Origin of the sequence: Clostridium sp. C8-1-8, assembly GCF_009928445.1 — a bacterium.
GTDB lineage: Bacteria > Bacillota > Clostridia > Clostridiales > Clostridiaceae > Clostridium_AR.
This window is the reverse complement of the sequence record NZ_JAABNO010000002.1, coordinates 99577-117624: the sequence shown is the minus strand read 5'-3', so window position 1 is coordinate 117624 and position 18048 is coordinate 99577. Positions and strand designations below refer to the sequence as shown.

The following is an 18048-nucleotide window of genomic DNA, read 5'->3' as shown; positions in this document are numbered from 1 at the left end:
AAGAGATTAAGCAGAATATATTTCTTAAATCAAGTAAACGAAAAGAAAATAGTTTAGAATCATGCCAGCATTGAAAAAGTTGCACTAAGCTTAACCGTTACCCATATGTCTGCAACAGTTGTAGCACAGTCACTACGTGTACCGTTGAAAATATCTACTATAAAGCTAAAGTGGCAGATAGAAAGTATGCTGAACTATTATCTAGAGAAGGTCTTAACATAACTTCAAATGAACTAAAAAAGATAGATTAAGTGATTTCACCACTTATTTTGAAAGCACAGTCAATATCTCATATTTTTACTCATCATAAAGATTAGATAAACTGCTGCGAAAGAACTCTATATTATTATTTTGATAAAAATGTTTTTTCAGCTAGAAAAATTGATTTGCCTAGAAAAGTTAAATATAAACGGAGAAAGAAAGCTACACATCCTGTAGCAAAAGAACCAAATGATATAATGGGAATAACCTTCAATGACTTTGTTAAGTTTATTGAGGATAATCCTAATTCTCTAGTAGTAGAGATGGATACTGTTCACGGCACACGAAGTGGCAAATGAATGGCAAATAAAAAAACACTTAGGCATAAACCTAGTGTTTTCAATGTGCGAGATAAGTCTGTAAGCCGAGTTCTGTATTAGACAATCATCTATCTAGGCCTATCGTTGCCAATAGGCTCCAGCGACACACCCAGAGGCGGGACGGGCAATCCCATAATGCCTCTCTATTCGGTCTTGCTCCAGGTGGGGTTTACAGAGCCGTGAAGTCGCCATCACGCTGGTGAGCTCTTACCTCGCCTTTCCACCCTTACCAGATGATATAAATATCATGCTCATTCTTAAAAAGAATTCTGGCGGTATATCTCTGTTGCACTTTCCTTCGAGTCACCTCGACTGGACGTTATCCAGCACCCTGCCCTGCGGAGCTCGGACTTTCCTCTCCTGACTGTCGTCAGCAGCGATTGTCTGGCTTACTCGCAAGATTTATATTAACATATAACTTTATATAAAGCAAATAATTTTTTATAGGAGGTTGTCCTCAATGTTAGAAACAGCTTCCATATCTTTATCTTTAATACCTTAAAACTCAGGTAATATTTAAGAATAATGCTAAAATAAAGTGGCTAAACAGAAGATGCTATATGATCAAGCAATTATAATTATATGTCTTTTATTCTCAAACGTAGTGAGTTTAAAGTTTCAGCCATCTAATATGACAAAATCATGTTAATTCTTTGCGTAAGCTCATCTAAGCATCAAATTATCCCCCATTTAATTTTATTATCCTGTCAAAAGTCTACTTTTAAAACTTTATAGCCACTTCCAGCTATATAATATAAAGCATAAACCTTAATATAATTGAAGGTCTGTTGCTAAAATTCTTAAAAGCAAGAAATGGCTATATTCATTAAAAAGTCGCTAAAGTATCCTTAATTATCTTCGATTGCTCATATATAGTGCAGCAATCAATATTAAAATTGCAATTGGTATACCTATTCTGGTAAATACCAAAAGTACTATTATAGCTGATATTATGAGGTATTTAAAAAGGTTTGTACTTCTCTTTATCTTCATAGGTAGTTTATAATCCACTTTTTTATATATGTTTTTTATATCATTACCTAGCTTCTTTAAGTCATCACCTAAATTATCATAACTATTACCGCCACTTTGATAGTGCTTGTAACTTTTCTTTTTTGACACACCTCTCAACCCCTGAAATTATTAACGACCATCACCATCTAAAAAGTTCCCTAAACCACCTAATATACTTCCTTCATCTTTTCTGCCGCCACCATGCATACCTGAAGCTGCAAAGACTCTTGAAGCAAGTCTTGAGAATGGAAGACTTTGTACCCAAACAGAACCTGGTCCTGTAAGTGTAGCTAGAAATAACCCTTCTCCACCAAATAGAGTATTTTTTATTCCTCCTACGAATTCGATATCATAGTGAACATCTCTTGTCATGGCAACAAGACATCCTGTATCTATTCTTAGAGCTTGACCTGGCATTAAATCTTTTCTTGTTATGGTTCCTCCAGCGTGGACAAAGGCTAGACCATCACCTTCTAATTTTTCAAGTATAAAACCTTCTCCTCCAAAGAAACCTACACTTAATTTTTTTCTAAAGTCTATGCCTACTGATACGCCTTTTGCTGCGCAAAGGAAAGCATCCTTCTGGCATATTAGCTTCCCGCCAAGCTTTGATAGATCCATAGGTATTATCTTGCCAGGATAAGGAGCTGCAAATGAAACCTGTGCCTTCCCATAACCTGTGTTACTGAATGCAGTCATAAATAAACTTTCGCCTGTTAGCACTCTCTTTCCTGCTGAGAACAATTTCCCCATAAAGCCACTTCCAGCATTAGTTCCATCTCCAAAGATTGTTTCCATCTTAATAGTTTGATCCATCATCATCATTGCACCTGCTTCTGCAAATACAGTTTCATTTGGATCTAACTCTATTTCTACAAACTGCATATCATCACCATAGATTTTGTAGTCTATCTCATGTGAATTCAATAAAAATCACTCCTTATAAATTTATAATAATATTCTATTTGAAATTTCGTGCAAATAAAATATACATTTAGCACTTTTAAGAAATTTTTAAGTTATTTCTAAAAAATACTAAATATAAAACTATTCTCAGTATATATTTATTGTTCCTTGCTCAAGAATATTTATTATATCTATATAAAACTTATATCATCTATTGAACTTCGCAGAATATATCTTTGATTTTTCCTATCGTAGATGTATGTTAAGCGACTTTTTCAAGGGATATATTATCTCTTTTTATTCCTTAGGCTATGTCCAAGAATATTGTTTAAAATAAGTGGTTATGAAGGAAATGCTGTATGAGCGAGCAATTAGAATCAAATAATTTTTTCAGATATAATGGCTTTAAAAATCACTAATACATTCTTCATTAGTGATTCTTTGTTCAAGCTCATCTATGTATCGGATGACTGATCACTTAATTTTAACCTAGTGCTTTTTTAATATAACCTAAATAAAAAAACAGCCCGATTAAATCAAGCTGCCTACATTGCTTATATAAAATTATACGGATCGTTAGTACTCTTAGATATTACAACTTTTATGTTTTTATCCACTGCAATAAACTTTTCTTTTAATCTGTTGCAGATATTTATAAATAATGGCCATTCTGAACCAAAGTGACCTATATCTAATATGGATATCCCCATTTCATTATAATCACTTACATAATGGTAGGTTGTATCACCAGTTATGATACAGTCTGCACCATATCTATTTGATATTTCAAAGAAGTCTTGTCCGCTGCCATTAATTATAGCTATCTTCTTTACTTCCTTATTTAAATCACCAGTGAATCTTAAATTATTTATTCCCAGCTTTGACTTAATATCTTGCACTAAATCAGATAGCTTTATAGCATTTTCTAGTTTAATTAGTCTTCCTATACCTGAACCTTCCAAGTTAGTAACTTTAGATGGTTCCAATATTTTTTCGCTTTTAAAGCCTAAAAGCTCCACTATAGTGTCATTCATACCATCCTTAGCTGAGTCTAAGTTGGTATGAGCACTATATAAGTTAATATTATTCTTTATAAGCTCTATTATCTTTCTACCTTGCAGAGTATCAGCTGTTATAGTCTTAGGCTTTCTAAAAAGCAGCGGATGATGAGTGAGTATCATTTCAGCGCCTATATTCTTAGCCTCTTCTATTACGCTTAAGGTACAGTCTAAAGCCACTAGTATAGTAGATATTTCAGCATTGTTATCTCCAACCATAAGTCCTACATTGTCATAATCCTCTTTTAACACTTTAGGCGCCATTTGTTCAATTATCTTTGATATTTCAAATACCTTCATATTACAATAACTCCTTAAGTTTAGAAATTTTAATTTCCAGCTCCTTCTTTTTTCCCTCTGCGTTAATAGTATTTTCATTAATATGCTTAACTATGCTTTCATATTTATCTATTCTTCTTTTGAGGAAATTCATAAAGGTTGCTTCCTTCTTCTTTAAGAGTATAGGACTTATCTCATAATAAATAGGATCCTTTACTTCTATGCCTTCGTTTGCTTCATTATATCTCACCTTAAAAAGCTCATAATACTTTCTTTCCTCGAAGCACATATCTTCATCAAGGACTTCGAACTTACTAGAATATAAAAACTCTCTTAAAACCTCTGGATTTTGAGCAGGTTGAAGTATTATAAAAGAGCACTTTTTAATCTTGTCTATATCTGCTAAAAGTATGTCTCTGGTTAGGTTCCCCCCCATACCAGCTATAACTAAAGCCTCTACTTCATCTTTATCCAGTGTGGTTAACCCCGGTCCTAACCTGCAATCTACGCTTTTATTAAGACCCTCCATTGACACATTAAGTCTTGCCTTTTCTATGGGCCCTTTATTAATATCCGAAGCTATTGCTGTATCGCATATGTTGTTTTTTACGCAATAAATTGGTACATATCCATGATCTGTACCAATATCTGCTATACTTTCACATTTATCCATATTATTAACTATAGTTTGTAATCTCTTACTAAGTTCCATTAAGTTCACCTTTCCATACATCCATCATTAGCTTAGAAAACTTTTATAAATATAAATGTAGTATTCTGATTTGTATTACTAAAAATACCACCGAAATAAGTAATGCTACATAAATATATTTATAAGCTGATCTCTTATCATATTTAGCACAAAAATATGCTGCATAATGCATACAAAATAGTATTATCATATTAAGTGCGCCATAGGTCATCTGCCTGAAGGCGAATTGCTTTCCAGTACCTTGAACAACTGGTCTGAAAGTAGCATCAAAGTAAAGAGGCATATTATCTGGAAGCTTATCCATAAGATAAAGTACAAAAGGGTTTAAGGTCATGTAAACAATAATTAGCGCTACCAATATAAAAGGAATAAAGAAACTTTTTTCCTTAAACAGATCTCTATTCTTGTTTAGTTTCATTTCAAAGTTTTTCTCTTCTATTCCTTTTTCCTTAAACTTCTGCAAGAAAGCTTCTATGTTGTCTGGTGAAATACCGTAGCTTATTTCCTCAGTGTGAATATATAGCACTTTTTTACTTGAAGTAACAAACATATGGCTTGTTCCAACATTATCAACAACAGATCTACCGTAGTTATATCTTGTCTTACCTACTCCAGATAAATTCATACCTTCTATAGGTCCTGTCTGAATATTATAGCCATCTATTTTTTCATAAGAAATAAAAACTCTTTTTATTCCCCAAAGAGCATTTATCTCTACGCCATCTTCATTTATTTTATATCTCAAACTTAAAGTCTGAAGTATATAAAACAAGCAGTATATTGAAAAAGCTGCTGCGAAAATTTTTATAAGGCTTATTTCAGTATATGTGTTAAATAGCTTTACTCCAAAATATATAGCAATATCTACAACCAAGATAAAAAACATGAGCTCATATATAGCAATCCCTTTACGGGGCTTATAACTTTCCACTCTAACCACCTCAAAGTCATTATATCATAATCTATGGTTATCCTTAACAAAGATAGTACTAATATTAACATTGTTTATAGAATATTAACGAACTATCCTTAATTAAGATTAAAAGCACCATTGGTGGGTGCTTTTAGTCTAGATAATCCTTTAGTTTTTTACTTCTGCTTGGATGTCTTAGCTTTCTTAAAGCCTTAGCTTCAATCTGTCTAATTCTTTCTCTTGTTACGTTGAACTCCTTACCTACTTCTTCTAGAGTTCTAGCTCTTCCATCATCTAAACCAAATCTAAGTCTTAATACTTTCTCTTCTCTTGGAGTAAGGGTATCCAATACATTTATAAGTTGCTCTTTTAACATGGTGAAAGCTGCTGCTTCTGCTGGTGCTGGAGCTTCATCATCTGGTATGAAATCACCTAAATGACTATCCTCTTCTTCACCTATAGGAGTTTCTAATGATACTGGTTCTTGAGCTATCTTCAATATTTCTCTTACTTTATCTACAGGCATATCCATATGCTTTGATAATTCCTCTGGCAATGGATCTCTCCCTAATTCTTGTAATAATTGTCTTTGAACTCTTATCAACTTATTTATAGTCTCTACCATATGAACTGGTATTCTTATAGTTCTAGCTTGATCTGCTATAGCTCTTGTTATCGCCTGTCTTATCCACCAAGTTGCATAAGTTGAGAACTTAAATCCTTTTCTATAATCAAACTTTTCTACTGCTTTTATTAATCCAAGATTACCTTCCTGTATAAGATCTAGGAAAAGCATACCTCTTCCAACGTATCTTTTAGCTATACTTACTACAAGTCTTAAGTTAGCCTCAGCAAGCTTCTTCTTAGCATACTGATCTCCCTCTTCTATTCTTTCAGCAAGGTTTATTTCCTCATCAGATGATAATAGAGGAACTTTACCTATTTCCTTTAGGTACATTCTAACAGGGTCATCTATAGCAATACCTTCTGGTATTGAAAGATCAAGTTCTTCTTCTATATTTTCAGAATCAGCTATATCTCCTATTACTTCTATTCCCATGGATTCTAAAACTTCATAGATTTTCTCTATTTGGTCAGGACTTAAGTCAATTTCATCTAACTCATCCATAATTTCTTTATATGTTAAGGTACCACTCTTCTTACCCTTCTCTATGAGTCTTTTAACAATCACCATCTTAGCGTTTTTATCTTTAGTATCAACTTTAGCGGTTACCTTATCCTTAGTTGATTTCACCTTACTTGCCTTTTCAACATTTTCCATGTTAATACCTCCTTCCGCCATATCCGTACTTAACCCCTTTCTAATCTTTTAAGTTTATCGTCTACTTCTTTAGCTTCTTTTACTAGCTTAATAGATTCTTGAAATAGCCCTTTTTCTTCATTAAGTTTTAGCTTCTGTAAAATTTCTTTCTTATAGTTCTCTAAACTTTGCTTTTTTATTTTATTTATATAGTCACTAATGATTATTTCTATGTCATTATCTACAATCATTATTTCAATTTCCCTTATAAGTATCCATTCTTTTAAGCTGTCACCATCATCACATCTAAACTCAATTAATGATTCTATATTTTCTTTTCCTTCCTCAAATAGAGATGTTATTATAGAAAATATTTTTTTATGTGAATCTAAAATTAAATCCTCTTTAGATATATGCCCAACAACATACTGATAGAATTGTTTATTAGACATAATCTTAAGTAAACTTCTTTCTGATTTAATATAAGCTGGCTCTACATATAATTTTGTTCCAAATTCTTCCTTATTATTCATGTTAGGTGAATATTCATTGTTTTTTGTCATTTTTTTCGATAATAAGTCGTAGAGTGACTGCTCTCGGAGACCAGTTTCTTCAGAAATCTTCTTAACATATACATCCTTTTCCACAGGATTAAGATCTGCTAAGATTTCAGTTACTCTTTCTCCATACTTTATAAGTTCTTCATTATCGCTAAAGTTTATTCCTTCTCTTGCCCTTAGCAATCTATATTCTATTAGAGGCTGTGACGTTTCAATTAACCTTAAGAATGCCTCTTTACCATTGCTTCTTATGTATTCATCGGGATCTTTTCCTTGAGGAACTATCAATACCCTAACATCAAAGCCTGCACCTCTAAGTATTTCCAATCCTCTTACGGTGGCATTTTGTCCAGCCAGGTCTGCATCGTAAGAAATTATAACCTTGTCGGCATATCTTTTCATAAGTCTTGCTTGCCCTGGAGTAAGTGCAGTACCAAGTGACGCTACTGCGTTGTTTATTCCATATTGATGTAAAGAGATACAATCCATATAACCCTCTACCATTATAAAGTATCTTTCAGGTATCCCTTTCTTAATTGCAAAGTTTAAACCATATAAATTGGTACCTTTTTGGAATACTAGTGTTTCAGGAGAGTTTAAATATTTAGGTTTAGAATCATCTAATACTCTTCCACCAAAACCTATTACTTTACCTTTGTAATCAAATACTGGGAACATAACTCTGTTTCTGAATCTATCGTAGACTTTTCCCTTTTCACTTTTTACAGCTAACCCAGCTTCAATTATGAAATCTTCTCGATAGCCTTTTCTCTTTAGAAAGTTTAAAAGAGAATTCCAACTATCAATAGAATAACCTAAACCAAATTTTTTAATTGTGCTTTCAGTAATACCTCTGCGTAAGAAATACTCCTTTGGTATTTTATTAGTTTGAAGATTAGAAAAGAAAAATCTAGCAGCATCTGTATTAACTTTATAAATTAAATCTTTTTTAGAATTTATCTTACTATTGCCGCTGCTTTCGCTTTCCATAGGTATATGTGCTCTATCAGCTAAATATCTGGCTGCATCAAAATAAGGTAAGTTCTTTGTTTTCATAATAAAGGTTATTACATTGCCCGCTTCACCACACCCAAAGCATTTGTAAATCTGCCTATCTTGAGTTACAGTAAATGATGGAGACTTTTCACTATGAAACGGACATAGTCCCGTATAGTATCTGCCTGCTCTTTTTAGTCTAACTGTTTCTGAAACAACATCAACAATATCATTTTGTTCTTTTATCTTTTCTAAAAGCTCTTCCGAAATTTTCAAGGAGCATTACCACCTTAAAATAAATTTATTTCTTTGCAAGTTTTATAATATTCGACATAAGTTGATAAAATCCTTCTTAAAATATATTTTTTTTTAACTTATTCATTAAAATTTATTATATATAAGTAATTTTATTATTCGTTATTTTCTTTAATTTTCCTTCTTTTATATAAATATCTAATATTTTTTTTGTGATTTATATAATTTTCAAAGGTTCCTTATTAGTAAATCACAAATTTAGGTACATAAATTTTATTAAACATATTAAGACAATAATCATCACTCATTCCAGCAGCATAATCTGCAACTGCTCTCTCTAAGCCCTCATCTTCAGCAATCTTTTGATATATGATAGGCATCTCCTCTGGATGCTTCATAAAATACTCAACTACATGACCTAGTACGAATTTAGCTTTTTCTCTCTCAATCTTTAATATATCTCCAAGATATACTTTTTTAAACATAAAGTTTCTAAGCTTTGTAAGGGCTGCTCCCACCTCATCACTCAATGAAACTCTTACATCACCTTTTTCTATATTGTTTAAAGTATTTTCAATACAATCTGTTACTAAAGTATTTATTCTTTCTGAGTTATTTACTCCTAGTATATGTAATATATCCTTAGGAATTTCATCCTCTTTTAACAGACCCGCTCTTATTGAGTCATCTATATCATGATTTACGTAAGCCATCTTGTCGCTGTATCTAACAACCTGCCCTTCCAATGTAGAAGCCTTAGCTATACCATTAGTAAAGCCACTATGATTCTTTATACCATCTATAACCTCAGCACATAGATTAAGACCGTGCCCTTCTTTTTCCAACTTTTCTACCACTCTTACGCTTTGCTCATTGTGTCTAAACCCATCCTTCAAAAACTCATTTAGCACTTCTTCTCCCATGTGAGCAAAGGCAACATGCCCCAAATCATGCCCTAGGGCTATGGCTTCAACTAAATATTCATTTAAGCCTATTCCTGTTGCTATAGTTCTTCCTATTTGTGACACTTCTAACGTATGAGTAAGTCTTGTTCTGTAGTGATCAGATGACGTTTTTATAAACACCTGTGTTTTGTGCTTAAGTCTTCTAAAGGACTTACAATGTAATATTCTATCTCTATCAACCATATAACAGGTTCTTATATGATCCAACTCTTCATGCTTCTCTCTACCCTTAGTTTTATTTGAAAAAGCAGCTTCCTTTATCAGTGTCAAACTTTCAAAATTCTCATTTTTTTCTCTTATAGTCATATAATCACCTCCTTTATAAATATTCTATACTTTCTCTTAAAATCCTTCAAAATTGTGCTACTATTTATGATTTGCAATTTTTTTCAAACTATTACAATTTTATATTTATAATATTAGAAATATGAGTATTTATTTAAATAAAAAGAAAATATCTTTAATTTTTTAATTGTATTTTCTAAACTCATCATATATAGATGTACCACTTCGTAATAAAACTAGTATTTTCGGATTAAAGTTGACATATTTATTGAAATCTTGAAATTTTCTAAATATTAACCCCTTAATTTACCAACTCTACGTATAATGTAATAACTTTCATAATATTAATATAATATGAAAATTTATGTGAAGGAGGTACTTATGCCAAAAGAATCGCTTGCAACTGCAGATTATTACCTATCTGAAGCTAATGTGGCAAAGCATGTATTACCTTTTTACAATTTGAAAGAAGCCTCCATAGAACAAATAAAATTAAAAAACACAGATAAGCAGAGGGCAGTTTATAAAGTTGATCATAACAAAAATACTTATTGTCTTAAAAAAGTTTATTATACTGAACCTGATTTACTCTTTGTTTATTCAGCTATGGAATGGCTTTATAGAAATGGCATTAATGTGCCAAGGTTTTTACCCACTATAAACAAAAGTAGATATGTAAATTACAACGATATGCTTTTCGTACTTACACCCTGGGTCGAAGGAGAAAAATGCGACTATGATAACATAGATAACATAGTAGAAACCTCTAAGTACTTAGCAAAGATGCACTACTGCGCTAAAAACTTCATCCCTATACCAGGAAGTAAAATAAAAAAGGGATATGATGATTTATACATATCCATAAACAAACACTTTCAAAAACTACTGATCTGTTCAAACGCTGCATATCTACACAAAGATAAATTCTCTAAAATATTCTTAAACAGCTTTGATAAAAACATTGAACTTGCAAAGTTTGCATTAGAAGTAGCTTCAACTATTAATAAAGATAATTTGACAACTTCTCTCTGCCATGGAGATTATGTTAATAAGAATATAATTTTCGACAATTCAGGACAGATATGGGTAATTGATTTCGACAAATGTTCCTATGACTATATAGCACATGATATATCTTATTACTTAAGACGCCTATTAAAAAGAGATAATACAAAATGGGATGCAGAAATAGCTATAAATTGTATTAAAAATTACAGTAGTATAAACAACCTAACTATTGATGATATAAAATATATTTTAGTGTACTTATCATTTCCTCAAAAGTTTTGGAGGATTTCGAAGGACTATTATAATAACATAAAAAAATGCAATAAAAATTCTTTCTGCAATCTCTTAGAAAAAACAGTTCAAAAAACCGAGTATCAGATGAACTTTATAGATGAGCTTTCCAATTATTTAAAGAAGTACTACTCTATTAGTTTTTAGATTCCATTAAAGTATTGTGTTGAAATTAAGTTGTCAGTCATCCGATGCTTAGATGAGCTTACGCTAATTGCTCGCTCATATAGCATCTCCTTCTTGACCACTTAATTTAAATAACAAAAAATCTCATACTTTACTTAACAGTAAAAAAAAGCAAAGAGCCAGGATTATTAAGAATATATCTTCTTAATAATCTTGGTTCTTTTTGGCAAAGTAAATCAAAGTATTGTCGGAATCAATGACTTTATTTTAACACAGTAATACACTACAGTCTAAATGTAATGGTTGGTAAGAAAGTAAAAACGCATCATAAATGTTAGCATACAGCAACATTTATGATGCGTCTTATATTATCCTATATTGTTTCTATAAGAAACAATATAGCTTATTTTACTCTATCTTGGGTTTTTAATTTGAGCTTGAGCTGCAGCTAATCTAGCTATTGGAACTCTAAATGGTGAACATGATACATAATCTAATCCAAGTCTATGACAGAACTCTACTGAAGCTGGATCTCCACCATGTTCTCCACAGATACCTAGCTTGATATCAGGTCTTTCTGACTTACCTTTTTCAACAGCTATCTTCATTAATTCTCCAACACCAGTTTGATCTATCTTAGCAAATGGATCTTGCTCATAGATCTTCTTTTCATAATAATCCTTTAAGAACTTAGCAGCATCATCTCTTGAGAAACCAAAGGTCATTTGAGTTAAGTCGTTAGTTCCGAAGGAGAAGAACTCAGCTTCTTTAGCTATAGTATCTGCAGTAAGAGCAGCTCTAGGAATTTCTATCATAGTACCAACCTTAAATGGTAGCTCTACATTCTTTTCGCTCATAACTGTCTTTGCAGTTTCTACAACTATATCCTTAACATACTTTAATTCCTTTATTTCCCCAACAAGAGGAATCATTATTTCAGGAACTATATCATAGCCCTTCTTTTCTCTAATCTCTATAGCAGCTTCTATTACCGCTCTTGTTTGCATTTCTGCTATTTCTGGATATGAAACAGCTAAACGGCAACCTCTATGACCCATCATTGGGTTGAATTCATGTAACTCTTCACAAGTTGCTTTAAGCTCTTCATAAGTTATATCCATCTCCTTAGCTAAAGCTATTATATCCTCTTCAGCTTGAGGTAAGAATTCATGTAGTGGTGGATCTAAGAATCTTATTGTTGCTGGTCTTCCTTCTAGAGCTTCGTACATAGCTGCAAAGTCTCCTCTTTGCATTGGAAGAAGTTTATCTAAAGCCTTTCTTCTTTGCTCAACAGTCTTAGCAACTATCATCTCTCTAACAGCAGCTATTCTGTCTTCAGCGAAGAACATGTGCTCTGTTCTACATAAGCCTATACCCTCAGCACCAAACTCTACTGCTTGTTGTGTGTCTCTTGGAGTATCAGCGTTAGTTCTAACCTTAAGCTTTCTAGTTTCATCAGCCCATCCCATAAATGTAGCAAAGTATCCACTTATTTCAGGTGATACTGTCTTTACAGCTTCAGCATATATATTACCAGTTGATCCATCTAATGATACCCAGTCATTTGCAGTTAAAGTCTTACCTGCAACTTCTAAAGTTTTAGCTGCTTCATTTACCTTTAACTCTCCACAACCAGCTACACAGCAAGTTCCCATACCTCTAGCAACAACTGCTGCATGTGAAGTCATACCTCCTCTTACAGTAAGTATACCTTCAGCTGCTATCATTCCTTCTATATCTTCTGGAGAGGTTTCAAGTCTTACTAAAACTACCTTTTCTCCATTCGCAGCTCTTTCCTTTGCTTCTTCAGCAGTAAATGCTATCTTACCGCAAGCAGCTCCTGGTGATGCTGGCAACCCCTTAGCTACAACTTCAACTTTCTTAAGTTCAGCTGGGTCAAAGGTTGGATGAAGTAATGAATCTAGCTGCTTTGGATCAACCTTTAGTAAAGCTTCATCCTTTGTAAGCATACCTTCTTCAACTAAATCCACTGCAATCTTTAAAGCTGATTGAGCAGTTCTCTTTCCGTTTCTTGTTTGTAAGAAGTATAGAGTCCCTTCTTCTATTGTAAACTCCATGTCCTGCATATCTCTATAGTGCTTCTCTAAAGTATTAACTATGTCTTCAAATTGTTTGTAAATCTCAGGATTTTGTTCCTTCAACTTATCAATTGGCTGAGGAGTTCTTATTCCTGCAACAACGTCCTCACCTTGAGCATTCATTAAGTACTCACCATAGATATGCTTTTCACCAGTCGATGGGTTTCTTGAGAAAGCAACTCCAGTACCTGATGTTTCACCTTTATTACCAAATACCATCTCTTGAACGTTTACAGCAGTTCCCCAATCACCTGGAATATCATTAAGTCTTCTATAAACTATTGCTCTTGGGTTATCCCATGATCTAAATACAGCAGTAATTGACTCTATTAACTGGTCTTTAGGATCTTGTGGGAATTCTTCGCCTTTTTCTTTCTTGTAAAGTTCCTTAAATCTTACAACAAGTTGTTTAAGATCTTCTGCAGTAAGTTCTGTATCGAAATGAACACCCTTTTCTTCTTTCATCTCATCAATCTTTTCTTCAAACATTCTCTTTTCTATACCCATTACAACGTCAGAGAACATTTGAATAAATCTTCTGTAGGAGTCATAAGCAAATCTTGGGTTGTTAGTAAGTGCTGCCATAGCTTCAACTGCATCATCATTTAGACCAAGATTAAGTATTGTATCCATCATACCTGGCATTGATACTCTTGCTCCAGATCTTACAGAAACTAAAAGTGGTTTATTTAAATCACCAAATTTTTTACCTGTTATTTCTTCTAGTTCAGATAGTTTATCATGTATTTCTTTGATTATTTCTGGTGAAATTTTCTTTCCATCTTCATAGTATTTGTTACAAGCCTCAGTAGTTACTATAAATCCCTGTGGAACCGGAATCCCTAAGCTTGTCATTTCGGCTAAATTAGCTCCTTTACCTCCAAGTAAGTTTTTCATTGATGCATTACCTTCTTTGAAGAGGTAAACATATTTTTTATTCTCCATCTCAATACTCCTCCGTTCAATACTATTTATAGTAATATGTTTATATATACTAACAGAGCTATGCTCCGAAAGCTAACAAATTGAACTTGTGAACCATAGATTATTAAAAAACATTTGCGATACTTACCCTTAATTATTGACCATTACCCATTTTTACAAACAATTTTGTTATATTTGTTTTAGAAATTTTCCCTATTATTTTATATTGTTCTTTATCATTGCTGTCTATAACCTTTTCAACCACCGGAACAGAATCTATTTCATGTTCTATTATCTTTTTTGCTACATCATATGCACTATGTTCTTTTGTAACGAATATTATATTAGGCATCCTTGTCATTATTACTCCTACGGGTACCTTATGTATATCAGTTCCACCTATAGCTATTTTCAAGAAATCTTTTCTTGAAACAGCGCCAATTAAAAAACCATCACTTTCAACAAAAAGCGTTCCTACATCTGTTAAAAATAAATTTACTATAGCATCATATACCATAGTTTCTTCATTTACAAAAGCAGGCTTAGACATTATGTCCTTAACTTTTATATTTGCAATATGTTCATATAATAGACTATTCATAGGTTTCTCAGAATATACATACCCAACTTTTGGTCTTGCATCTAAAGCACCAATCATAGTAAGTATTGCTAGATCTGGCCTTAAAGCAGCTCTAGTGACGCCAAGCCTTGAAGCTAGCGCCTCTGAAGTAATAGGCTGTCCCTCTTTTACAAGCTTTATTATTTCCTCCTGACGCGGTGATAACTTCAATGTCCTTCCCCTCTTTCGTTTTAAATAAAGAGGAATATTCTGATTATTCAGAACCGTATACGTTTTACATAATTCATTATATCACTATATCGAAGTTTGACTATACCAAATTTTCTGAATAATCTTTTAAATTCTTAGAATATCCCTCATTTGCCTCTTATTTCTTCGGAATTTTCTTATTTTTCTTTAAATTCCTTATTCTTCTTTGTCTACCTCATCAAATTTTACTGTGTAGGTATATACTGGTGCATCATTATCTACATGAATATTTTTGTTAGAAGCAGCTTTATCATTCTTTATTGAGTTTATTTTATCTTTTAAAGTCTCAGCAAGATCACTTGCTTTTTCTTTTATATCACTAGCCTTATCTTTCATATCATCTACTGTATCTTTAACAACTTTATTTACTATTTCTACAGAACCGTCTTCTTTAGTTATTTCAATTGTAAGCTTTGTAGCAATGGCTGTAACCACACCTATTATTAATAGCTGCGGAATTATTAAAGCTATAACGCCGGCTGCAATTCCAGCATTTACAGGCACATCAATAAGCACTTTTTCATCTCTTTTTATCTTTATTCTAGATATATTTCCCTTTTTAATCATTTCAGATAACCAAGTTTTAAACTCATCTAAGGTCTCATACTTTTGTGAGCAATCTTCCTTTTCTGCTTGCCACTGATTATCGCTGTTATCATCATGACTCTTCACTTCTTCAAGATAAATTAATGCTTCTAGAACATCTCCATTATTAACCTCTAAGGCATGTTTTGCCTCTGCATAGCTAACTCCAGTTCTTTGTCTTACTTGGTCAACCTTTTCTAAAGTTACTTCACTCATTTTTATCACTCCTTAATATAATTTAGCATTTCTAAACTTTTTGGTTTTTTAGAATAATTTGAATTAATCATGTATGCTGTAATTTTTGCAATTTCATCTTTTATAATTCTATTAACATTAAGCCTATATATTTTATCCATAGGAGCATTATTTATATACTTTAGTGCACTGTATGCTCCTTTTGATAAAGATATTCCATGTTCCTTAGTACAATCTTCGCAAACACCTCCATAATAAGACAAATTTATGTAGGATGCAGTTGTTATACTTTTCTTACAGTATGCACAGTTCTCTAAATTCAATCCATATCCAGTAGCTTTTAGTAATTTAAGTTCAAAACTCCTTACTAAAAGCTCATAATCAAGCGCATCTGTATTTAATAAGTATAAACATGTAACAAAGTCTTTAAACAACTGTCTGTTGTCCTCTTCATCTGTTACACATATATCAATAAGCTCGCAAATATATGATGAATATGTCAGTTTCTCTAAATTATTTAATAAGCCTTGAAAGGAGCTTGTTATCCTTCCTTCTGAAAGAGTATATAGATTTTTACCTTTAAAAACCACATATTGGCCATAACATAAAGGCAAGGTAATAGAAAAGAGTCTACTTTTATTTTTTTTAGCTCCTTTAGCAATAACTGCTATCTTACCTAGTTTCTCTGTAAATAGCCAAATTAATTTATCATTTTCTTTAAAATCCTGAGCTTTAATAACTACAGCATTAGTTTCTAAAATAGACAGAAATCCTCATCTCCTACTCTATTTTTTCTTATATCCAAGCTCTCTTAAAAATAAAGGATTATCTCTCCATTCTTTTCTTACCTTAACCCAGATCTTTAAGTTCACTCTTTCTCTTAAGAATTTTTCAATTTCATATCTAGCACTAGCACCTATTTTCTTAAGCGTCTGGCCATTTTTCCCTATAATTATCCCTTTATGCGAATCTTTTTCACATATAAGGTCCACTTCTATATTATATAATCCTTTTTCATTTTGTTTCATCTGTATTATATCTACTGCTATACCATGAGGTACTTCTTCGTTTAAAGTTCTAAGGGCCTTTTCTCTAACTATCTCTGATATAACAAATCTTTCTTGTACATCTGTTATCATATCTTCTGGATAGAATTTAGGACCTTCTGGCAGATACTTTACTATAAGATCTAAAAGAGTGTTAGTATTTTTCCCTTTAAGAGCTGATATCGGTATTATTTCTGCAAAGCTCATTGTCTCTGAATAGTTTTTAAGAGTTTCTGCAACTCTCTCTTTAGTGTTTTCATCTACTTTATTGACAACTAAGATCACTGGTGCCTTTATACCCTTTAAACTTTCTATAATATATGAATCTCCTCTTCCTATCTCAACATCAGGAGTTATTAAAAATAAAACTAAGTCAACCTCACTCAAAGATTCCTTAGCTGAGCTCATCATATATTCACCTAGTTTATGCTTAGGCTTATGCATTCCAGGAGTATCTACAAATATCATTTGATAGTCTTCCCCTGTAAGAATGGTCTTTATGTTGTTTCTTGTGGTTTGAGGCTTATTTGATACAATCGAAAGCTTCTCCCCCATTAGGTGATTTAGCAATGTAGATTTACCTACATTTGGTCTTCCTACAATTGTTATATATCCTGATTTAAACATTTGTCCTCCTAGTTATTTATTTAAGTCTTCTTTTGAAAAAATACCTGGTAATATATCTTCTAAAGTCTTAACAATATATTCTTTTTCATTTTTAACTATTATTATAGGTATCTTTGTATCTTTTGCAAACTCAGCGATTACCTGTCTACATATTCCACATGGATAGGTATATGCATTTACATCTCCTATAACAGCTACGGCTTCTATGGATTTATGACCTTCAGATACAGCTTTAAAAATTGCAGTTCTTTCAGCACAGTTAGTAGCTCCAAAAGATGCATTTTCAATATTGCAGCCTTCAAATATTTTGCCATCGCTTATTATAGCTGCTCCTACTGGGAAGTTTGAATATGGAGCGTAAGCTTTATCTCTTGCATTTATAGCGGCTTTTATAAGTTGTTCATACATTATTAACTACCCCCAATTGTTTTTTGGTGCAAAATAAATTATAACACTATTAATATTATTTACAAGCTAAGTTAATATTCTGCCAATCACTATATTTTTCTACGAAAAAACAAACTCTTTTCCAA

16 protein-coding genes and 1 other RNA gene are annotated in these 18048 nt (G+C 32.4%); 2 read left to right on the top strand and 15 right to left on the bottom strand.

All coding sequences use genetic code 11. From position 1 onward, the window contains the following. The first annotated feature begins 386 nt into the window (after nucleotides 1-386). On the top strand, nucleotides 387-560 hold the full coding sequence (locus tag GXK57_RS02425; protein WP_160670893.1) for a hypothetical protein: 174 nt from the start codon (nucleotides 387-389) through the stop codon (nucleotides 558-560). Between the two features lie 44 nt (nucleotides 561-604). Here GXK57_RS02425 and rnpB read toward each other — a convergent pair. From rnpB to GXK57_RS02380, 9 genes are all read right to left on the bottom strand, one after another. Beyond that, nucleotides 605-977: RNase P RNA component class A (gene rnpB / locus GXK57_RS02420), an RNA gene on the bottom strand. Nucleotides 978-1433: 456 nt separating this feature from the next. Next, nucleotides 1434-1703, bottom strand: a complete 270-nt coding sequence (locus GXK57_RS02415) for a hypothetical protein (RefSeq protein WP_160670890.1) — start codon at nucleotides 1701-1703, stop codon at nucleotides 1434-1436. Between the two features lie 21 nt (nucleotides 1704-1724). Next, complete coding sequence (locus GXK57_RS02410) at nucleotides 1725-2522, bottom strand: TIGR00266 family protein (RefSeq protein ID WP_160670887.1); 798 nt, start codon at nucleotides 2520-2522, stop codon at nucleotides 1725-1727. A gap of 533 nt (nucleotides 2523-3055) precedes the next feature. After that, a complete protein-coding gene (locus tag GXK57_RS02405) occupies nucleotides 3056-3859 on the bottom strand; it encodes a Nif3-like dinuclear metal center hexameric protein (protein WP_160670884.1) in 804 nt (267 codons plus the stop codon). Between the two features lies 1 nt (nucleotide 3860). Further along, nucleotides 3861-4550 (bottom strand): class I SAM-dependent methyltransferase, encoded by a 690-nt coding sequence (locus GXK57_RS02400; protein WP_160670881.1) that lies wholly within the window; start codon nucleotides 4548-4550, stop codon nucleotides 3861-3863. A 43-nt stretch (nucleotides 4551-4593) separates the two neighbouring features. Next, complete coding sequence (locus GXK57_RS02395) at nucleotides 4594-5481, bottom strand: PH domain-containing protein (protein WP_160670878.1); 888 nt, start codon at nucleotides 5479-5481, stop codon at nucleotides 4594-4596. A 133-nt stretch (nucleotides 5482-5614) separates the two neighbouring features. Beyond that, complete coding sequence (gene rpoD, locus GXK57_RS02390) at nucleotides 5615-6766, bottom strand: RNA polymerase sigma factor RpoD (protein ID WP_160670876.1); 1152 nt, start codon at nucleotides 6764-6766, stop codon at nucleotides 5615-5617. An 8-nt stretch (nucleotides 6767-6774) separates the two neighbouring features. Continuing rightward, nucleotides 6775-8556 (bottom strand): DNA primase, encoded by a 1782-nt coding sequence (gene dnaG / locus GXK57_RS02385; protein ID WP_160670873.1) that lies wholly within the window; start codon nucleotides 8554-8556, stop codon nucleotides 6775-6777. A gap of 221 nt (nucleotides 8557-8777) precedes the next feature. Next, nucleotides 8778-9806, bottom strand: coding sequence for a deoxyguanosinetriphosphate triphosphohydrolase (locus GXK57_RS02380; protein WP_160670870.1), 1029 nt, complete (start codon nucleotides 9804-9806; stop codon nucleotides 8778-8780). 360 nt (nucleotides 9807-10166) lie between these two features. Between GXK57_RS02380 and GXK57_RS02375 the strand changes: the two genes are divergently transcribed. Next, on the top strand, nucleotides 10167-11231 hold the full coding sequence (locus GXK57_RS02375) for a CotS family spore coat protein (protein ID WP_160670867.1): 1065 nt from the start codon (nucleotides 10167-10169) through the stop codon (nucleotides 11229-11231). 392 nt (nucleotides 11232-11623) lie between these two features. Here the strand turns inward: GXK57_RS02375 and ppdK are convergent, their stop codons facing one another. The 6 genes from ppdK to GXK57_RS02345 all read right to left on the bottom strand — a co-directional run bounded on the left by ppdK (nucleotide 11624) and on the right by GXK57_RS02345 (nucleotide 17923). After that, nucleotides 11624-14254, bottom strand: coding sequence for a pyruvate, phosphate dikinase (ppdK, locus tag GXK57_RS02370; protein ID WP_160670864.1), 2631 nt, complete (start codon nucleotides 14252-14254; stop codon nucleotides 11624-11626). A gap of 133 nt (nucleotides 14255-14387) precedes the next feature. Beyond that, nucleotides 14388-15023: a helix-turn-helix transcriptional regulator gene (locus GXK57_RS02365; RefSeq protein ID WP_128212551.1), complete on the bottom strand. Its 636-nt coding sequence runs from the start codon at nucleotides 15021-15023 to the stop codon at nucleotides 14388-14390. A gap of 195 nt (nucleotides 15024-15218) precedes the next feature. Further along, nucleotides 15219-15863, bottom strand: a complete 645-nt coding sequence (locus GXK57_RS02360) for a DUF4342 domain-containing protein (protein WP_160670861.1) — start codon at nucleotides 15861-15863, stop codon at nucleotides 15219-15221. 5 nt (nucleotides 15864-15868) lie between these two features. Beyond that, complete coding sequence (gene recO / locus GXK57_RS02355; RefSeq protein WP_160671592.1) at nucleotides 15869-16609, bottom strand: DNA repair protein RecO; 741 nt, start codon at nucleotides 16607-16609, stop codon at nucleotides 15869-15871. 18 nt (nucleotides 16610-16627) lie between these two features. Further along, complete coding sequence (era, locus tag GXK57_RS02350; RefSeq protein WP_160670858.1) at nucleotides 16628-17515, bottom strand: GTPase Era; 888 nt, start codon at nucleotides 17513-17515, stop codon at nucleotides 16628-16630. Between the two features lie 12 nt (nucleotides 17516-17527). Then, nucleotides 17528-17923 carry a cytidine deaminase gene (locus GXK57_RS02345; protein ID WP_160670855.1) on the bottom strand — a complete coding sequence of 132 codons (396 nt, stop codon included), beginning with the start codon at nucleotides 17921-17923 and terminating at the stop codon, nucleotides 17528-17530. Between the last annotated feature and the right edge of the window lie 125 nt (nucleotides 17924-18048).

Bases quoted from the DNA above. Each gene is read 5' to 3' on its own strand.
- GXK57_RS02405 (WP_160670884.1), bottom strand. From the start codon at position 3,859: ATGAAGGTATTTGAAATATCAAAGATAATTGAACAAATGGCGCCTAAA.
- GXK57_RS02400 (WP_160670881.1), bottom strand. From the start codon at position 4,550: ATGGAACTTAGTAAGAGATTACAAACTATAGTTAATAATATGGATAAA.
- rpoD (WP_160670876.1), bottom strand. From the start codon at position 6,766: ATGGCGGAAGGAGGTATTAACATGGAAAATGTTGAAAAGGCAAGTAAG.
- GXK57_RS02380 (WP_160670870.1), bottom strand. From the start codon at position 9,806: ATGACTATAAGAGAAAAAAATGAGAATTTTGAAAGTTTGACACTGATA.
- GXK57_RS02375 (WP_160670867.1), top strand. From the start codon at position 10,167: ATGCCAAAAGAATCGCTTGCAACTGCAGATTATTACCTATCTGAAGCT.
- ppdK (WP_160670864.1), bottom strand. From the start codon at position 14,254: ATGGAGAATAAAAAATATGTTTACCTCTTCAAAGAAGGTAATGCATCA.
- GXK57_RS02360 (WP_160670861.1), bottom strand. From the start codon at position 15,863: ATGAGTGAAGTAACTTTAGAAAAGGTTGACCAAGTAAGACAAAGAACT.
- era (WP_160670858.1), bottom strand. From the start codon at position 17,515: ATGTTTAAATCAGGATATATAACAATTGTAGGAAGACCAAATGTAGGT.
- GXK57_RS02345 (WP_160670855.1), bottom strand. From the start codon at position 17,923: ATGTATGAACAACTTATAAAAGCCGCTATAAATGCAAGAGATAAAGCT.